Annotated in this window: 15 protein-coding genes; 7 read left to right on the top strand and 8 right to left on the bottom strand. The window is 43.7% G+C overall.

Going from position 1 to position 16,847, the window contains the following annotated elements; translation table 11 throughout:
- Positions 1-196 precede the first annotated feature (196 nt).
- From Q4519_RS10865 to Q4519_RS10840, 6 genes are all read right to left on the bottom strand, one after another.
- Entirely contained in the window at positions 197-508 is a 312-nt protein-coding gene (locus tag Q4519_RS10865) for a transposase (RefSeq protein WP_303512130.1), read from the bottom strand.
- Between the two features lie 150 nt (positions 509-658).
- Positions 659-934, bottom strand: coding sequence for a peptidylprolyl isomerase (locus Q4519_RS10860; protein ID WP_232801554.1), 276 nt, complete (start codon positions 932-934; stop codon positions 659-661).
- A 178-nt stretch (positions 935-1,112) separates the two neighbouring features.
- Positions 1,113-2,105: a hypothetical protein gene (locus Q4519_RS10855; RefSeq protein ID WP_233051470.1), complete on the bottom strand. Its 993-nt coding sequence runs from the start codon at positions 2,103-2,105 to the stop codon at positions 1,113-1,115.
- Between the two features lie 432 nt (positions 2,106-2,537).
- Positions 2,538-4,232, bottom strand: a complete 1,695-nt coding sequence (locus Q4519_RS10850; protein ID WP_232801556.1) for a murein L,D-transpeptidase — start codon at positions 4,230-4,232, stop codon at positions 2,538-2,540.
- Positions 4,233-4,257: 25 nt separating this feature from the next.
- Positions 4,258-5,400: a BamA/TamA family outer membrane protein gene (locus tag Q4519_RS10845; protein ID WP_303512125.1), complete on the bottom strand. Its 1,143-nt coding sequence runs from the start codon at positions 5,398-5,400 to the stop codon at positions 4,258-4,260.
- Between the two features lie 184 nt (positions 5,401-5,584).
- Complete coding sequence (locus tag Q4519_RS10840; protein WP_232801559.1) at positions 5,585-5,860, bottom strand: hypothetical protein; 276 nt, start codon at positions 5,858-5,860, stop codon at positions 5,585-5,587.
- 347 nt (positions 5,861-6,207) lie between these two features.
- On the opposite strand from Q4519_RS10840, the gene yjeH reads away from it, so the two are divergent.
- The 4 genes from yjeH (at position 6,208) to Q4519_RS10820 (ending at position 10,644) form a co-directional block, all read left to right on the top strand.
- The gene (gene yjeH, locus Q4519_RS10835; protein ID WP_303512124.1) at positions 6,208-7,470 is read left to right on the top strand and encodes an L-methionine/branched-chain amino acid transporter; all 1,263 of its coding nucleotides are present in this window, start codon (positions 6,208-6,210) and stop codon (positions 7,468-7,470) included.
- 74 nt (positions 7,471-7,544) lie between these two features.
- Positions 7,545-8,579 carry a porphobilinogen synthase gene (hemB, locus tag Q4519_RS10830; protein ID WP_232801561.1) on the top strand — a complete coding sequence of 345 codons (1,035 nt, stop codon included), beginning with the start codon at positions 7,545-7,547 and terminating at the stop codon, positions 8,577-8,579.
- A gap of 8 nt (positions 8,580-8,587) precedes the next feature.
- Positions 8,588-9,466 (top strand): LysR family transcriptional regulator, encoded by an 879-nt coding sequence (locus Q4519_RS10825; protein ID WP_232801562.1) that lies wholly within the window; start codon positions 8,588-8,590, stop codon positions 9,464-9,466.
- Positions 9,467-9,750: 284 nt separating this feature from the next.
- Complete coding sequence (locus tag Q4519_RS10820) at positions 9,751-10,644, top strand: cation diffusion facilitator family transporter (protein ID WP_232801563.1); 894 nt, start codon at positions 9,751-9,753, stop codon at positions 10,642-10,644.
- A 72-nt stretch (positions 10,645-10,716) separates the two neighbouring features.
- Here the strand turns inward: Q4519_RS10820 and gppA are convergent, their stop codons facing one another.
- Positions 10,717-12,216, bottom strand: coding sequence for a guanosine-5'-triphosphate,3'-diphosphate diphosphatase (gene gppA / locus Q4519_RS10815; RefSeq protein ID WP_303512123.1), 1,500 nt, complete (start codon positions 12,214-12,216; stop codon positions 10,717-10,719).
- 80 nt (positions 12,217-12,296) lie between these two features.
- The gene (gene rhlB / locus Q4519_RS10810) at positions 12,297-13,574 is read right to left on the bottom strand and encodes an ATP-dependent RNA helicase RhlB (protein WP_232801564.1); all 1,278 of its coding nucleotides are present in this window, start codon (positions 13,572-13,574) and stop codon (positions 12,297-12,299) included.
- A 110-nt stretch (positions 13,575-13,684) separates the two neighbouring features.
- Between rhlB and trxA the strand changes: the two genes are divergently transcribed.
- The 3 genes from trxA (at position 13,685) to Q4519_RS10795 (ending at position 16,754) form a co-directional block, all read left to right on the top strand.
- Positions 13,685-14,011 carry a thioredoxin TrxA gene (gene trxA, locus Q4519_RS10805; RefSeq protein ID WP_232801565.1) on the top strand — a complete coding sequence of 109 codons (327 nt, stop codon included), beginning with the start codon at positions 13,685-13,687 and terminating at the stop codon, positions 14,009-14,011.
- Between the two features lie 235 nt (positions 14,012-14,246).
- Positions 14,247-15,512, top strand: coding sequence for a transcription termination factor Rho (gene rho / locus Q4519_RS10800; RefSeq protein WP_232801566.1), 1,266 nt, complete (start codon positions 14,247-14,249; stop codon positions 15,510-15,512).
- A gap of 126 nt (positions 15,513-15,638) precedes the next feature.
- Positions 15,639-16,754, top strand: a complete 1,116-nt coding sequence (locus Q4519_RS10795; RefSeq protein ID WP_232801567.1) for a hypothetical protein — start codon at positions 15,639-15,641, stop codon at positions 16,752-16,754.
- The last annotated feature ends 93 nt before the right edge of the window (positions 16,755-16,847 follow it).

The raw sequence follows: 16,847 nt of genomic DNA, 5'->3' as shown, positions 1-16,847 counted from the left end.
GCGAGCAATACCTGCAACGTCCTTTGACCTGCCGAACCACAACTTTTACCAAACCAGCGCTTCAGCTCAGAGATGAGTTTCAGCCTTTTGGGGTCTAACTCATGACGACGCTCGACCCAATAACGATAGCTACTACGATTGACCTTAAATGCCTTACACAGCCGTTCAACACCCCAATAGGCGCTTAGCTCCCTTATTAACGCGAACCTTTGAGCGAGTCCTGCATCAAGAGAGCGGAAGCCTTTTTTAGGATGGTGTTATCCTCTTCAAGGCGTTTAATCTTACGCTCTAGCTCGCGTATTTTGACTTGGTCTGGCGTCATCGGCATGGCACTCGATAGGTTGCCATTTCGCTCTTCTTTAAGCTGTCTTGCCCATTTATCGACGGTTGACTTGCCTAACTCTAGTGACTCAGCAACCTCGCGAACTGAGCGCCCCTTGTCGACGATTTCTTGGGCAACTTCTAGTCGGAATTCTGGTGAATAAGTTAGTCTTGTACGTTTTGACATATTGATACCTGCTTAGTTACGGTGATCTTATCACCTCTAATCAGGTGGCCAAAATAGTTGTACCACTACAATAGCGGCTTCTAAGCTAGAAAGTGTATGGGAGTTGTTGGTGGATGTACCTATTTTACAGCTTAGCTGGGTAATAAGCTATCAACTACGATAGAGGATCTTAATTAGGTGAAAGCCAAATTTGGTTTTGATTGGGCCGTGCACTTTGTAGAGCTCTTGCTTAAAGACAACATCATCAAAGGCTTTAACCATAGTGCCTTTACGGAATTCGCCTAAAAATCCTCCTTTTTTGCCTGAAGGGCAAACAGAGTGAAGTTTGGCGAGTTTGGCGAAATCGGCACCTTTGTCGAGCTGTTGTTTCAGCTTTTCACATTTATCACGTTGCTTAACTAAGATATGGACGGCGCTGGCTTTCATGCTGGTGTTCCTGATATGAGTGGAAGTGTGCATGTTACCTTAGCTAGGTAGAGAGGAAAAGCTCACCTAAAGGGATAAGGGTAGGTGAGCTTAGTGATATTAATAAGATCAAGATAATAGCGCGGCGGTGATTTTTATTGGGTCGCGATAGCTAGTATCTCAATAGTGTGGGTTCTTTCTATTCCACTTCTAGTTCAAATGAGAAGAACTCGCTAGTACCGTCATCGTTATCGCTAACAAGTGCGCCAGAGATTTCCTCTTTGTCACTTTCTACAATAGCAATAGACTCAACTTTGGTGATGATTGGCTCACCTATTTCGTTTAGCAATGGTACAGAGGTAGCGGTTAAATCAATGTTTTGCTGCTCTTTTTTGAATGCTTTTAATGGAATAAGGCCGATAAAGCTACCCAAGATTTCACCATCGTTATAAGCATCACCTGTTGCTTCAACTGAGGCTGTGTAGACAAGTGATTTACCTTCAACCCAGAATTCGCCACCAGATAGCCCAGCTTCAAAACCTGCCACGGTCGGTAGCGTTACGTTAAAGGTTTTTAGCTCAGTTACTTGAGTGGTTTTACCAACCATGTAATCAACTAGCTCAGCTTTATCTAGCATAAAGATCAAATTGCCGCCTGAGTTGCCACGGTTAAAGATGAACGCTTTGTCTTTGGCAATGGCTAAGCCTTCGATGTTCAACTCTTGGTCACCACTAAAACCACCTGCTTGGTATAATTGAGCGTATAAAGGCGCAAGTGATGTCTCAATCTGTTGCTTGGTGTTTTTGGCGATCATGTAACCCCATTCACGCACCTCCGCTTTGCTGCCTGAGCCCAAAACAAGGAACCAGTCTTTTAACTCGTGCTCTACCATTGCCATTGCTTCATAGTCAGGCTTAACTGCTTTGACAATGCGGCCGTCTTCGGTCATTGGATAGTCTTTGATTAGGTGTTTATCTTTAATATTAAAGCGTTGGTTGAGTTTAAATAACCAAGGTGAGTCATCACCTACCGCATATAGTGCTTTACCGTGAGAAACTAAACCAGAAGCAGAGGATAGTTCGGTATTGAGCACAGATGGGCCTAATTCTAGTGACAGGTTATCCATTGATTTGGCATTAACTTGTGCCATAGCACCTACTGCTAACATAGCAACAACAATCTTGTTAAACATTACAACTCCTTGATTAATATGAGGCGAAAAATTATTAAATAGTCTTTTGTGACACTTTTATGACAAAATAAATTCTAAACTGAATGTATCTTCCCGTTGCCATAGGGTCAATTTCAATTTTACTAGAATGAGATCTATCGCATTTAAATGGGATTAAATTCCCAAATATTGTCGGGGTTTTTCTCTTGAATAGCAGCAGTTTAAGTATGGAGCACGGCAAGTCATGGCAAGGGAATTGTGGTCGTTGATAGTATTAGCTGGGTAGAAACGCGAGTGATTGATGCTTGTAACATTAATCCTATGGGCTGTCAGTTCACCACTGTGGTTGGATAAATTTAAGCCGTTTTTCATCTCTGCGCTGAAGTTTTCGAAAATACGTTGGCCGCTCAGTTTGCTTAGGTAACTCAGCTTTTTAGTCGGCGTATGATTTACTTATAGTCGTTTTAGTAGTAGGTCATCGCGTTGATATAGATCGTGATGAAAGCTAACCGTTTCACCACTTACGCTCACGGTCCAGTACATTAGAAATACATCGATGGGCCGTTTAATGTTAACTCGTGTCCGCTTTTCACTGGCGACAACATGGGCAATGTTTTGTGCTGACCAATTAGCATCATCATTGAGTAATAGTCGCGCTAGCTCCATGGGGTTTTCAACTCGAATACAACCATGGCTAAATGAGCGTTGTGCTGAGTTAAACAAACGTTTTTGCGGAGTATCGTGTAAAAAAACAGAGTGCCGATTAGGGAAAATAAACTTCACTTGTCCCAGGGCGTTATTTTTCCAAGGTTGCTGCACTAAGTGATAGGGAAAATTTCGTGCCGTATAGGCCTCCCAGTCAATTTCTGTTAACTCAACGGGACGGCCATTATTTTGCACCACTTGGTACTGCTGCTTTATTAGGTAATCAGGTTCATTAAGAATCTTATGCCACATTTCTTTTAAAATACTGCGCGGTACTGTCCAAGTCGGGTTGAACTCAAGATATTGCAGCTGCGATTTAAATACTGGAGTGGCATTGAGTGGAGTGCCTACCATTACTTTAGTTTGCCAGTTTAATTGACCGCTTTGATAAAAAAATAATTCAAATCCGGCTATATTGACGATGATAAACTCTTGGCTGAGATCAGTTGCCAGCCAGCGTGCTCGCTCTAAATTGATTTTGATCTTTTCCGCTCGCTGTTGATAGGGGATATTTAATGCCGCTAATGTCGCGGGGCCAATCACACCATCTGTGTCGAGATCATGGTGCTGCTGGAATTGCTTGATCGTTTCTACCCATGCAAGGTGATACGTTTGTTCACGTTCTAGGGCGCTTTCAAAGGCTTCATTAGTGATTTCGGGAAAGGAATAACCAAGTTGCTGCAAACGTTTTTTAAGCAGTGGGATGGCAGGGTGAAGCATTCCAGGCTTGATTGATTTTATGTCAATTGTGATCACTTCAAATGGATAGCGCTCAGCGATGGCTCGGTAGCGTGCTAATGCCTGTTTAAGTTGACCGTATAAATCATATTGTGGGCGTTGCTGCTCGAATAGTTCGGCAATGGTTTGTTGTTGAATATGCTGCAATAGTTGCACTGAAGTCGCATTATGCTCAAGTGCGGCTGGATCATAATTCCAAGTAGGGTCAAGCTCTGCTGGGTTGAGTTTGCCATTATGGAGGTGATGGGCAAACGTCAGTACGGCATCGCTGAGCAATATATCAAATTGCGCTGCGCTGCTTTGGTCGTTGGGCTCGAGTGCTTGTTGATTCGCTTGTTGTAAATTTAAGTGCAAAGATTGCAGTGTGGCGAGATGATAGTCGTTAGGGTTTAACCCGTCTTGGTCAGCTTGCGCAAGTAGTTGGATCACTTGACCTGCGTATTGCTTATCGCGCCAGAGTATTTGGTATTGCTGTGTTTGATAAATAAAAGTGAGCAGGGGCATTTGACCGAGGGACTGGCCTAGCAGTTGGGGATTGGCGGCCTCTAACAAAGGGTTGATCAAACCAGCAATAGGTGTGGTCGGTATCTCGGTAGGTATTAAGGCTGCAGGTGTTTGATAGATTTGTTCTGTAGCCTCAACATGATTAGAAAAAACGAGAAAAGCCAAAATACTGAGTGACAGTTTTCTGCTGATACCTTTCATTGTTGACCTCGACAGCTGAAAAGATCTAAAACGCCTCGGTGACCGACAAGTACACAGCATCATCGTCATTAGATTTTGCGTAATCCACGCGTAAATTAATTCGTTGTGATTCTAACACCATGTAGCGAATTCCTACGCCATAGCTTGCAATAGCATCATGCTCACCAAGGCTGTTAATGGTTTTGGCATGCTCGCCAGCGCCAGCAAAACCAACAAATCCTAAGTTCTTCCAAGCACGCCATCGTAATTCAGCTTGGCTGGAAACACTGGTTTTATCAAGGTAGTTGGTGGCAGAAAATCCTCTTAGGCCGATGGTGCAGTAATCCCACAGCGGGGCATTACCTTTTTTGTTACAGCCTCTTGCTTCGAATGCAAAAATTAATGGCGTGAGTAATTGCTTATAAAAACGATAGCGTATTTGGTAGGACTGGTATGTATTGGTGCTACCAAGGGCTTGGTCGTTAAACATGGCGTCCAGTTCAAAGCGCTGACCATTATAAGCGTTGGTTTGATTATCGCGGCTGTCGTATTGTAGTAGTGCACCCGCTCCAATGGACTGCGTTTGTGATGCAAATAGCCAATCTTGGCGGTCTAATGAGGTAGAGAAAGTTTGCTCGTTCTCAATCCATTTCGCTTGTATGCCGAGGTACCAATTATCAGCAACACTGCGAAGTAGCTGAGTCTTGGCAAAGACACCATTGATTTGCCAACCCACTTTAAAAGGGATATTGGCAATGTTTTCATCAAGTAGGTCAAGCTGTAGGTCGGCATAAGCCAAGGTAGCGTTAAAGCGCCATTTATCTTGTTGCCAATAATTCTGTTGGTTAATACCAATGCCATAGCTTTTGTTGTTGGTGTACATGCTAAATAATTGTGTCACGTTTGGCGGCTGCTGTTCTTTTTCTTGTTCAGTTTGTCCGTAGTAATAAGCCGCAACGCCAACAATACCTGAGCCTAATGTAGGGTCTGACAGCGGGATTGGAACCGCGATAAAGTCTCCTTTTTGCACTTTTAGTTTGTATTTTGATTCACGTGCGTTCTCAGCCCATTCTGGCGTAAAGGAATCAAGCCCATAGGAATAAGTATTACTGTTGTCTTCGATAGCCCAAGCTGGACGGCTGATGATGGATAAGGTGACAACGAGCTGGGTGATGAGATTAAAGCGCAAATGACATTCCTTGAAATACGAGCTCCGAGGGTGAATAAGCAATATACCTAAGCAACTTTAAGGCGGGTCTATTGGCTGGTATTAGGAATATCATAACGTTCTAGAGTGAAACAAGTTTTATCACGTGGTTAATGAGATTGGTGGGATATTTATTTTCACTCGGATTAGAGTAACTCCATATCGTCTACAGTAAGCTCGCTATTTTTCGATACAAGGCAATGGCTTGTTGCTCAGTGAGGGAGCCTTGCGCCGAGCTTTGCCCGGTGGATGCGCTGACTTTGACTGAATCGGTCGCGCTGGTTTGATTTTGTTGTGCTAGACGCTCAGCCTCTTGGGAGAGAGCTAAAAATTCTTTTTGTGGTGAAGGCGCTAAGGTTTTTGACGCGACTTGGCTTGCTGCTGCAGGTTGCACCCCTGAAGCAGGAGATATATTCAGACTTTGTACGTTATCTATCTGCATGTCTCAGCCTCCACACTTTATTATAGCCTGAAAATGCTCGTTGCAAATGTATGGGTCGATTTTCTTACTGCGATGCTAACACTGGATACACAGAACTGGAGGCTGGGCTATGTGAGCGGTGGCAAAACTCTCATATTAGTGGCAACTAAAGCCCATCAGGCTAGACGGGCTTAATTTCAGCATGCATTGATACGCGTTTAGGTAAGGCTCTGAAGCATCCAGCTGCTAGTTGATCGGCTATATACTACGAGCTAAAAATTATACTAGGGTTAAGGGTTTACAGTGGGCTAATTGACATATCAGGAATTTATTAGCACACTGATTTTTTAACGTTTTAAGCGAAGTGTATGTCAAAACAGCATGGCAATATTAGCGTTATTCAGGGAGCCGGCATGCTGTTGGCTACGTTACTGGGCTCGGGAGTATTATTGGTGCCGGCGCTAGTGGCGACTGAATCGGGTGTTTATTCTTTGTTGGCTTGGCTGTTAATGGCGTTTGCCATCTTACCTATCGTGTTTACTTTTGCAGCCCTAGGTAAGCGTTATGCGAATCAAGGCGGCACTGCACACTTTGTGAAATTGGCATTTGGCACTAAAGCGTCAGCGAGCTTAGCTTGGTTATACGTCTCTATTGCGCCGATTGGGCCGCCCGTTGTGCTGATCACTGGGGCGGCATACTTAACTCAGTTATTTAATTGGTCACTCGCGACAAGCATATTGATTGAGCTGCTAATGTTAGTGGTTATTCTGTTGCTTAATGTATTGAAGTTAACCACTTCGGTGCGTTTTCAAACCCTGCTTAGCTTTATTGTTACAGCGATTATTATTGCCATTTGTGGTGTGGCGTTGTGGCAGTCAGAACAGCCGTTACCTGACGGAGAATTAATGCCGTGGCAATTAGGGCAATCAATGGCAACGATCTTTTGGTGCTTTGTCGGCATTGAAGCTATTTGCCATGTTTCTAATGATTTTAAACGGCCTGAAGTTGATTTCCCACGTGCGGTTTTTCTGGGGGTGCTCATGGCTGGATCGATCTATTTTGTGCTCAGTATTGCTGTGCTTAAATATAGCGCTTATGGCTCTGAAGCTAAAAACCTGCTCTCTGTCTTATTTGTTGCGCAATCCGCGTTGGGTGATTGGGGCCATAGATTAATGGCTTTAGTGGGCTTTATTGCGTGTTTTTGTGCGGTTAACTTATATGTGTTGAGTTTTGCTAGAATGCTCGCAAGTATGGCCGAACAGGGTTATGTCCCTAAACGGCTGGGACAAACTAATGCAAATTCAAGCCCAGCACTTGCCGTGTTAGTGGTGGTATTGCTGATTGCTGCTGTACTGGGGTTGCGCGCATGGCTAGACTGGTCGTTTGCTAGTTTACTGGCGTATGCTAATGCTGTTTTTGTCTTGATTTATTTAGCGGCGGGGCTAGCGGCCATTAAATTATTATCAGGGATAGGGCGATATTGGGCTTGGTTCACCACCTTGTTTTGTGGTGGCGTTGCGTTGTTGATGGGCGTGGATGTGCTGTATGGTTTGGCCGTATTTTTTCTGACTTTTGTCGGTTACCACTTGCAGCAAAAGCGCCTCGCACGTAAACCGGCGACCGCCTTGTAATCACTGATAAAATCCTGCCTTTATGATAATGTGTCGGTATTATTTAGCGCTTTAGTAGCAACAGGAGTAGCCGCGTGTCGATTAATTTTGTTGGTGGATTTCCCCATCGTCGCCCTCGTCGTGTCCGTAAGCATGATTTTTCTCGTCGTTTAGTCGCTGAACACACCTTAAGTGTCAATGACTTGATTTACCCCATGTTCATTGTAGAAGGTAATAATCGCCGTGAAGCGGTGGAGTCGATGCCGGGTGTCAGCCGTGTTTCTATTGACTTATTGCTTGAAGAAGCCAAAGAGCTGGTGGCCTTAGGAGTGCCAGCTGTGGCGCTATTCCCTGTCACGCCAGCAGGACTAAAAAGTGAATTGGCAGAAGAAGCCTATAATCCCAAAGGTTTGGCACAAAAAGCTGTTCGCGCTTTGAAAGCCGTGTTCCCTGAGTTAGGTGTGATCACCGACGTAGCACTGGATCCTTTCACTATCCATGGTCAAGACGGCATTATTGATGAGCAAGGCTATGTGCTAAATGATGTCACCACTGACATTTTAGTTAAACAAGCTTTATCTCATGCAGAAGCGGGTGCAGATGTAGTTGCGCCATCGGATATGATGGATGGCCGTATTGGCGCCATTCGTGAAGCACTAGAAGCTGCTGGTTTTGTTAATACCCAGATCATGGCCTATAGCGCCAAGTATGCTTCTCATTACTACGGCCCGTTTCGTGATGCGGTCGGCAGTGCCGGTAATCTAAAAGGTGGCAATAAGTCGACCTATCAAATGGATCCTGCTAACAGTAACGAAGCGTTGCAAGAAGTGGCGATGGATTTGCAAGAAGGTGCCGATATGGTGATGGTTAAACCGGGTATGCCTTATCTTGATATTGTACAGCGGGTAAAATCTGAGTTTGGCGTCCCCACCTTTGCTTACCAAGTGAGTGGTGAATATGCGATGCATAAGGCGGCCATTATCAACGGCTGGCTAAAAGAGCGAGAGTGTGTTCTTGAGTCGCTATTGTGTTTCAAACGGGCTGGCGCCGATGGTATTTTAACTTACTTTGCTAAAGATGTAGCGACTTGGCTTAATGAAGCTAAGGCGACGGAAGAGGTTGGCGAATAAGCTAACAGATGAACTTAGCCCAAGTTGAAATCTTCTGCCGTGTGGCAGAGTTAGGCTCCATTGCTGAAGCGGCGCGTTTACTTAACAGTAACCGTACCCGCCTAAGCATGGCGTTAAAAAGCCTAGAAAAAGACTTGGGCGTTGAGTTGTTCATTCGCTCCGGTAATCGCTTGGAGCTAAGTGAAGCGGGCAAAACGATTCTGCGTGATTGCGAAAACTTAGTCTCCACCGCCGATCGTATAAAAAATATGTGCCGCGCGAAAGAAGATACCTTTGCTGCCGAAATCTGGATCGCTCGTGATGATTCATTGCCCGGTGATTTTTGGCGTGATACTTCCTTAGCGTTAAGTAAAAAGTATCCCGCCACCTCATTCAGTCTAGTGCAAGCTTCTAGTGGTGATTTGGCGTCGATGATCGAGCTTAAGCAGGTAGATTATGCTTTTGGCATTGACTACGTGTTAGATGATATGCCGAGCTTGAAATATCAGCGCTTAGGCAAAATACGCATGATGTCGGTGTGTCGCAGTGAACACAAGTTGGCAAAAATGCGTCGAGTGGAAGACTTTGACTTACGCCGTGAACTGCAAGTGTGTTTGGCCTATTTGAACCTTAAAGAAAACCCCGAATTAGCACCGATGGCAAGTCGCTTTATCGGCTTTAATAGCTTTGAACACATGCTGGATGCGATTTTACGAGAGTCGGCTTGGGGCGTGTTGCCCGAGCCTTTAATTAAGTCGTATTTGCGCGAAGAACAGTTAGGTGTTATTCGTCACTCTTATGGTTTGGTACAAGAGGAATTTTGTTTATTAACCCCTGATTTTAGCCAAACCCACCCAGCAATGGAGTGGTTAGCAGAGCAAGTTACGGAATACCTATTTTCTTACTAATTACATAAAACACACCCATCTAATTGAGTTTGTTGACTTATTTTATAAGCTTTAGCTTTGTCCTCTTTGTTTCATTTCTGACACAATTAGCATTAATAAATCGCCCGTAAAAAATGCTGTCACTCAGCGTCAAATATATTGACTCTACATTTTGGTTTTAAGGTGTTGATTTTAAATGGTTAAATTTCTTTGTGAGTTTTTTGTATGGCTTTTTACTATTTCTCCTTTTGAAAAAAAACACATTTGAGCAGACACTCATGTCATCTTATGGTTTCGGGGGTTATATGAGTAACAGCGCAAATAAAGAGCGAAGTTTGCTGGTTTTATCGGCATGGTTGGCGGCTTTTTTTGCAATCTTGTCTATTGTGTTTGGTCTAATGCTGGGTTCTTTGGTTATTGCATTCGATGGTTTTTATTCCTTAGTCAGTGTTGCATTAACATTATTATCTGTACTAGCTGTCAGAATTATTGACGCTCCTCGAGACAAGGCTTTTCCTTTCGGCCGTGCCATTTTTGAACCTTTAGTGCTGATCATCAAGGGCAGTGTCATTTTTATCTTATGTGCCTATGCTTTTTACGGTGCTATGGTGTCTCTTTTCGCCGGTGGTCGTTTAATTGATGTCAATATTTCACTGCTAATTGGTGTGATCAACACGATAGGCTGTTTTGTTATTTTTGCTTATATGAGCCGAGCTTCTAAAGCAGAAGAGTCAGGTTTACTTGAAGCTGAAAATGCACAGTGGAAAATGGATGGTTACTTGAGCTTAGCTGTATTGATTGGCTTTGTTATTTCAGCTTTACTGCAGTCATCGCCCTTTGCTAAGTGGGCCGTTTACGCTGACCCGGTGATGATGTTAATGGTAAGTTGTTACTTTATACGTATGCCCCTGAATATGGTGCAAGGTGCGGTACGTGAAATATTGCACATGAAAGCGGACGATAGTTTAGAGAAACAAGTTGACCAATGTGTGCACAGTTTAGATGCAAAAAGCCCAGTGAAGTTTCGTTTGGCTGGTTTAACTAAAGTGGGACGTGAATTACACATTCAACTTGAGTTGGATGAGCAAAAAACCAGTCCAGGTTTGCAGTTACAGCAAATTCAAATGGCGCAGCTAGAGCTGGAAAAAAAGTTAGAGCGATTGCCATTTCGTTCGCAATTGAATTTAGCGTTAACTTAATACTAAATCTGAGCGATAAAAAAACCTGCTGCGGCAGGTTTTTTTATGTCTGAGTAAATCAAGCAAGCGAGTTTAAAAAGGCTGTTCAACGAGTGTTAATTGTAACCCTGCTTTTAATTCTTGCTCTACTTCTATCTCTAACTCTGCTGCACGTAATGCGTGCTCTGCTAGCCAACCTGAAGGTAAGCTAAGAGTCCATGCGCCATCATCATCACTTAAGGTGAAATTGGGGATAGAGCCCTTGGTGCGACGCATGCAAAGAATGATGGCAAGCCTGAGTAATCGACATAAACTGATGGCCTGGCTTAAGTCTAGGGCATTTTGCTGAGCAAACATGTCGAGCGCCAACTTGCCTCTTTGGTTAAAGAGTAAAGCTGCAAGCAACTGTTTTTGTGCAGGGGTAAAACCGGGTAAATCGATATTATCAATTATGTAAGCAGCGTGCTGTGGTGCTTTTTTATACTCAATACATAGGCCTATTTCGTACAAGGTCGCTGCACTCGTTAGCATGGGTAACGCCACTTCATCGTCTAATTCGATGACTTTAGTGATGGCTTTATAAAGTTGCACAGCCGTCTTTTTAACATGTAGTGCTTGTTTTTGATCGATTTGATAACGACTTATTAGGCTTTTTAAGGTGCGTTCACGCACGCCTTGATATTGAGATTCACCGATCATTGAGTAGACCAAACCTTCACGCAGCGCACCGCCAGCTAAGGTCATCGAATCAATATCAAGATATTCAAAAATAGCGATTAAAATGGCTAGTCCGCTTGGAAATACGGCTAAGCGCTCACTGGATAACCCTTGTAACTTTAACTTGCCGAGTGAGCCGCATTCAATGCTTTGTTGTTTCAGTTCAAGTAGCTTGTCTAAGGTGACTTGTTCATTAAGCCCTTGGGCTTTTAAAATGTTTTGCAGTGACTGCACGGTACCAGAAGCGCCGACACAGTTTTGCCAACCGAGATTAAGGTAATCTTGTGCGACATCTTTTAGTACTTGTTTAGCACCGTTGATCGCAGCGTTAAAGTTAGTGTCGTTTAATTTTTGATCTGGGAAGTAACGTTTTAGCCAAGTAACGCAGCCCATGTTAACACTGTTAAGCAGTAAGGCATCACAGGCTGCCCCTATCACTAGCTCGGTACTGGCACCGCCAATATCAATGACTAAACGATTACCTTCACCACAGCTAGTCTGTGCCACGCCTTGGTAAATGGTGGCTGCTTCTTCTAGTCCGGAAATAATATCAATTTTATGGTTGAGTATGGTTTCGGCTTGTTCAAGAAAGGTGTTCACGTTTTTGGCTAAGCGTAAAGTGGCAGTACCGACAATGCGAATATTTTCAGCTGGGATATCTTGCAGTTGTTCGGCAAATAAACTCAAGCATTGCCAACCTCTTACCATCGCGTCATGGCTTAGGTTAAAGTCATCATCTAGGCCTTCAGCTAAGCGTACTTTACGTTTTACTTTGGCTATGGTGCGAATGGCATCTTCGACTTCGCGAACCACCAACATGTGAAAACTATTTGAGCCAAGATCAATGGCTGCGTAAAGAGGAGATTTACTGCTCACTTTGTTCACCTACAAAATAGGCTGGCTTAAGCTTATAAGCCAGCAATGGGCAAACTCAGGGTTTAGGCCTTAGGTTTACCTTATGGTTTTCTGCGATGATTGTGCGATCTGTTGCCTGACTTGTCTCTAAATTTTTGCGTATTAGGTGATTTTACTTTATGAATACGCAATGGAGGAGGCAGATCGTCAATCAGTGCATCTTCATCAAACTCACTGACCGGAATTTCAGTTTTAATGTATTCCTCAATGGCTGGTAAGTTAAAGATGTATTCTTCACAGGCTAAACTAATAGCAAGACCACTTTCACCGGCTCTTCCAGTACGACCAATACGGTGCACGTAGTCTTCTGCATCATCTGGAAGATCATAATTAAATACGTGAGTCACAGATGGAATGTGTAAGCCGCGTGCTGCCACGTCTGTTGCCACTAAAAAGTCCAGTTCACCTTTGGTGAATTGGTCCAGAATTTTTAAGCGTTTTTTCTGTGGGACATCGCCAGTGAGTAGTCCCGCACGATGGCCATCGGCAGAAAGTTGGCCCCAAACCAGTTCGCATTTATATTTAGTATTAGCAAAAACGATGGCTTTATCGGGCCATTCTTCTTCGACTAACGTCATAAATAAACGCATTTTTTGATCATTTGACGGGCGGAAAAGTTCCTGTTTAATCCGCGTGCCAGTCATTTGCTCCGCTTCTACTTGCACATGAATGGGATCGTTCATGTGCTCAAAAGCCAGTTCTTGCACACGGAAAGACAGCGTGGCAGAGAACAGCATGTTTAATCGTTGTTTAGGATCCGGCATGCGACGGAACAAATAACGAATATCTTTAATGAAACCTAAATCAAACATACGATCGGCTTCATCTAATACAACACATTGGATTGCGTTGAGAGAGAAAACGCCTTGTTTGAAATAATCAATAATACGGCCAGTGGTGCCAATTAGCACATCCACACCTGCTTCAAGTTGTTGGCGTTGGCTTTCGTAGCCTTCTCCACCATAAATTAACCCCATGCTGAGGTTGCAGGTTTTTGCCATTGATACTGCATCATTGTGAATTTGTACTGCAAGTTCACGGGTGGGAGCCATAATAATCGCGCGCGGCTGATTTTGTTTACGGCCCTCTGCTGCAGGGTTTTCTAACAGGTGATGGAAAACGGCCGATAAAAAAGCGATTGTTTTGCCGGTGCCTGTTTGTGCTTGTCCGGCAATATCTTTGCCTTCAAGTAGTACAGGCAGGCTAAGCGCCTGAATCGGGGTGCAATTGTGGAAGCCTTTAGCTTCTAATCCAGAAATAACTTCAGCGCGTAATGCAAAGTCTGAAAATTTCTGTTCTGTTAAGTGTGTTTTGCTCATGTGCGTTAGCATATCAGGTAAAGCTTGCAATAAGAAACAGGATCTATTCAAATAAGACGACTCTTTGTGGATAAAAATCCATCAGAAGCTAAATTTTTTTGGAGTAAGAAATGAGTGACAAGATAGTTCAACTGACAGACGCAAGTTTTGATGCAGATGTTGTAAATGCCAACGGACCGGTATTGGTTGACTTTTGGGCAGAGTGGTGTGGCCCATGTAAAATGATCGCGCCGATCTTAGACGAGATTGCCACTGAGTACGAAGGCAAACTGACTGTTGGTAAATTAAACATTGACCAAAACAGCGCAACTCCACCTAAGTTTGGTATTCGTGGTATCCCCACGTTGTTATTATTTAAAGATGGTGCGGTAGCGGCAACAAAAGTAGGCGCACTATCAAAAACTCAGTTAAAAGAGTTTCTTGAGCAAAATATCTAAGGCTTATTAGGCCTGCTTTAAACACTTTAGTAGCTTGTTTTATATGCGCTTAATAGTGTTTTTAGTGTGATATGGGGCACGCGGTGCCCCCTATTTTTGGTGAATTAGTAGACGCATTGCCGTTTTAGTGCTAATTTATTCAGCGTTAGAAAAATTCCAAACAGCTATTCTCATACGCAATAACCTGTTTATTAACCCCTTAATTCAAGTTTCTCACATTGAAAACCCCACAACTATGAATCTTACCGACTTAAAACATACCCCCGTACCTGAGTTAATTAAACTTGGTGAATCGATGGGGCTAGAAAACCTAGCTCGTTTACGTAAACAAGACATTATTTTCTCGATTCTCAAAGCGCATGCAAAAAGTGGCGAAGACATTTTTGGCGACGGTGTGTTAGAAATCTTGCAAGACGGTTTTGGCTTTTTGCGTAGTGCAGACAGCTCTTATCTTGCTGGCCCAGATGATATCTATGTTTCTCCAAGCCAAATTCGCCGTTTTAATCTGCGTACCGGTGATACGGTAGCAGGAAAAATCAGACCACCTAAAGAAGGTGAGCGTTACTTTGCTCTGTTAAAAATTAACGAAGTAAACTACGACAAGCCTGAAAATGCCCGTAACAAGGTATTATTTGAAAACTTAACGCCAATTCACCCCAATGCGCGTTTGCGTATGGAGCGTGGTAACGGCAGTACCGAAGACATTACCGCTCGTATTCTTGATTTGGCATCGCCTATCGGTAAAGGTCAGCGTGGCTTAGTGGTTGCACCGCCAAAAGCGGGTAAAACCATGTTGCTGCAAAATATTGCGCAGAGCATTGCTTTTAACCACCCTGACGCTGTGTTAATGGTGCTTTTAATTGACGAACGTCCTGAAGAAGTAACGGAAATGCAACGCCTAGTGCGCGGTGAAGTGGTTGCTTCTACCTTTGATGAGCCTGCTAGTCGTCACGTGCAAGTGGCTGAAATGGTTATTGAAAAGGCTAAACGTCTGGTTGAGCACAAAAAAGATGTGATCATCTTACTTGACTCAGTAACGCGTTTGGCTCGTGCATATAACACCGTTATTCCTAGCTCTGGCAAGGTATTAACTGGTGGTGTTGACGCCAATGCATTACATCGTCCCAAGCGTTTCTTTGGTGCGGCGCGTAATGTTGAAGAAGGCGGTAGCTTAACTATCATTGCAACAGCCTTGATCGACACGGGCTCTAAAATGGATGAAGTTATCTACGAAGAGTTTAAAGGTACTGGTAACCTAGAGTTACATCTGAACCGTAAGATTGCTGAAAAACGCGTTTATCCTGCCATTGATATTACTCGCAGTGGCACGCGTCGTGAAGAATTACTGACCACTGCTGATGAACTTCAGAAAATGTGGATATTACGTAAAATTGTTCATCCTATGGGTGACATTGATGCGATGGAATTCTTAATCGATAAGCTTTCGATGACTAAATCTAACGATGAATTCTTTGATGCGATGAAGCGTCAGAAATCGTAATCGTTAATAGGGAGGTTACCTTTGTGACCTCCCTTCTAAAATGGCTTTTTAACTGCGGCCAAAATTTGTAATTCGTTTATTTTAAGCGCACACTCAAATGGTAAATGCCAAAGTAGGATGTGTTTAATGGCCTTCGCCAAATGGATGCGGCTGACGGTCTGGTTGTTTAGCTTCCCCGTAATTGCTCAATCCAGCAACTTCACCGACAATAACGACGAGACCTTTGTCATTGATGAGCGTCACGTTGCTTTAATTGAACAAAGCTATCAACTGAAAGATCGCTTTAATTCTCTATTGCCTTTGTTACTGCAAGGTGATTTAGACACAGTAAATGCTAACTTAATTACCCTACCTCGCGCGCAATACGAATACCTACTCTTGCTTATCTGCCAACAAGCGATGGTGACAGACCATATCGACGAGAAAATTCGTAATTGGCTAGTCGAGCTGTCGCAATCTCGGCCGCACGTATTACTCGAAAAACGTAACGAAGATTTTATTGTTAGCGAGCCTGCGTTCGATTATCCCGCACTGGCTCGGGCTGCGCTGCGTGGCTGGCGAGTCAAAAACCAGCATTTAGAGTTTAAACGTCAGTTAAGTCAAGGCTTGCTGGACGTGAAGGCCATTTTTAACAGTAATAACCCCTACATTGAAGACCAACAAGAGTCGCTGGTGAAAGTGTTGCCAATGCAAAACCCAAAGCGCCTACAATGGTTAGAGCGAGAGCTTGAGAGCAAACATGTATTTTTTCCTGACAATTTAGTGATAGCCAATATTGCGATGTTAAATGGCAGTGAGGCTTTTTATCGGCGCCTTTGGCAACGTCCTGTTGATCAACACAGTATGAAAGCCGCTTGGTGGGTTAAACATAATTATCCTTCGGAGCATGCATTTGAGTTGCTTTGGATTGCAGCGCAAAACGAAGAGTTAACAGAGCATGCTTGGCAATTAATGGCAGAGTTAAAGCCGATGCCTCCCCAGGCGGAATCGTATTTGATGGCGGCTTTATCCAGTGAAGACATGGGTGAAGTAGCGGCACAAGTGTTGGCGCAACTCACCGATCATAATATTTTGTCTCGTCTGGTGCAGTTAGTGACCGAGGGCGACCCCGCCAATACTGATACCCAAAATGCCTGGCTTAGTTTATTTCTCAATACTTCCCCTGAAGCAAAACGCCTTATTAAACAGCTGTTTGAACTAGATGAAATCCGCAAAAACTATGGCCCTGTACCACAGCGCTAGTCGCCAGCTTTTTCTTTTCAAGTAAAGCAGACTATTTACGCCGTTGAATCGTATTAGGCTGCTTATCTCAAAGCATGATGAATGTTTCTCCGT

This window comes from Motilimonas sp. 1_MG-2023 (genome assembly GCF_030547455.1).
Taxonomy (GTDB): Bacteria; Pseudomonadota; Gammaproteobacteria; order Enterobacterales; family CBDFNC01; genus Motilimonas.
This window is presented reverse-complemented; position numbering and strand designations above follow the sequence as displayed.

What these genes read in the sequence shown, in the direction of transcription:
- Q4519_RS10865 (WP_303512130.1), bottom strand. Translation starts at nt 508, where the DNA reads ATGTCAAAACGTACAAGACTAACTTATTCACCAGAATTCCGACTAGAA.
- Q4519_RS10860 (WP_232801554.1), bottom strand. Translation starts at nt 934, where the DNA reads ATGAAAGCCAGCGCCGTCCATATCTTAGTTAAGCAACGTGATAAATGT.
- Q4519_RS10855 (WP_233051470.1), bottom strand. Translation starts at nt 2,105, where the DNA reads ATGTTTAACAAGATTGTTGTTGCTATGTTAGCAGTAGGTGCTATGGCA.
- Q4519_RS10850 (WP_232801556.1), bottom strand. Translation starts at nt 4,232, where the DNA reads ATGAAAGGTATCAGCAGAAAACTGTCACTCAGTATTTTGGCTTTTCTC.
- Q4519_RS10840 (WP_232801559.1), bottom strand. Translation starts at nt 5,860, where the DNA reads ATGCAGATAGATAACGTACAAAGTCTGAATATATCTCCTGCTTCAGGG.
- yjeH (WP_303512124.1), top strand. Translation starts at nt 6,208, where the DNA reads ATGTCAAAACAGCATGGCAATATTAGCGTTATTCAGGGAGCCGGCATG.
- Q4519_RS10825 (WP_232801562.1), top strand. Translation starts at nt 8,588, where the DNA reads ATGAACTTAGCCCAAGTTGAAATCTTCTGCCGTGTGGCAGAGTTAGGC.
- Q4519_RS10820 (WP_232801563.1), top strand. Translation starts at nt 9,751, where the DNA reads ATGAGTAACAGCGCAAATAAAGAGCGAAGTTTGCTGGTTTTATCGGCA.
- rhlB (WP_232801564.1), bottom strand. Translation starts at nt 13,574, where the DNA reads ATGAGCAAAACACACTTAACAGAACAGAAATTTTCAGACTTTGCATTA.
- trxA (WP_232801565.1), top strand. Translation starts at nt 13,685, where the DNA reads ATGAGTGACAAGATAGTTCAACTGACAGACGCAAGTTTTGATGCAGAT.
- rho (WP_232801566.1), top strand. Translation starts at nt 14,247, where the DNA reads ATGAATCTTACCGACTTAAAACATACCCCCGTACCTGAGTTAATTAAA.
- Q4519_RS10795 (WP_232801567.1), top strand. Translation starts at nt 15,639, where the DNA reads ATGGCCTTCGCCAAATGGATGCGGCTGACGGTCTGGTTGTTTAGCTTC.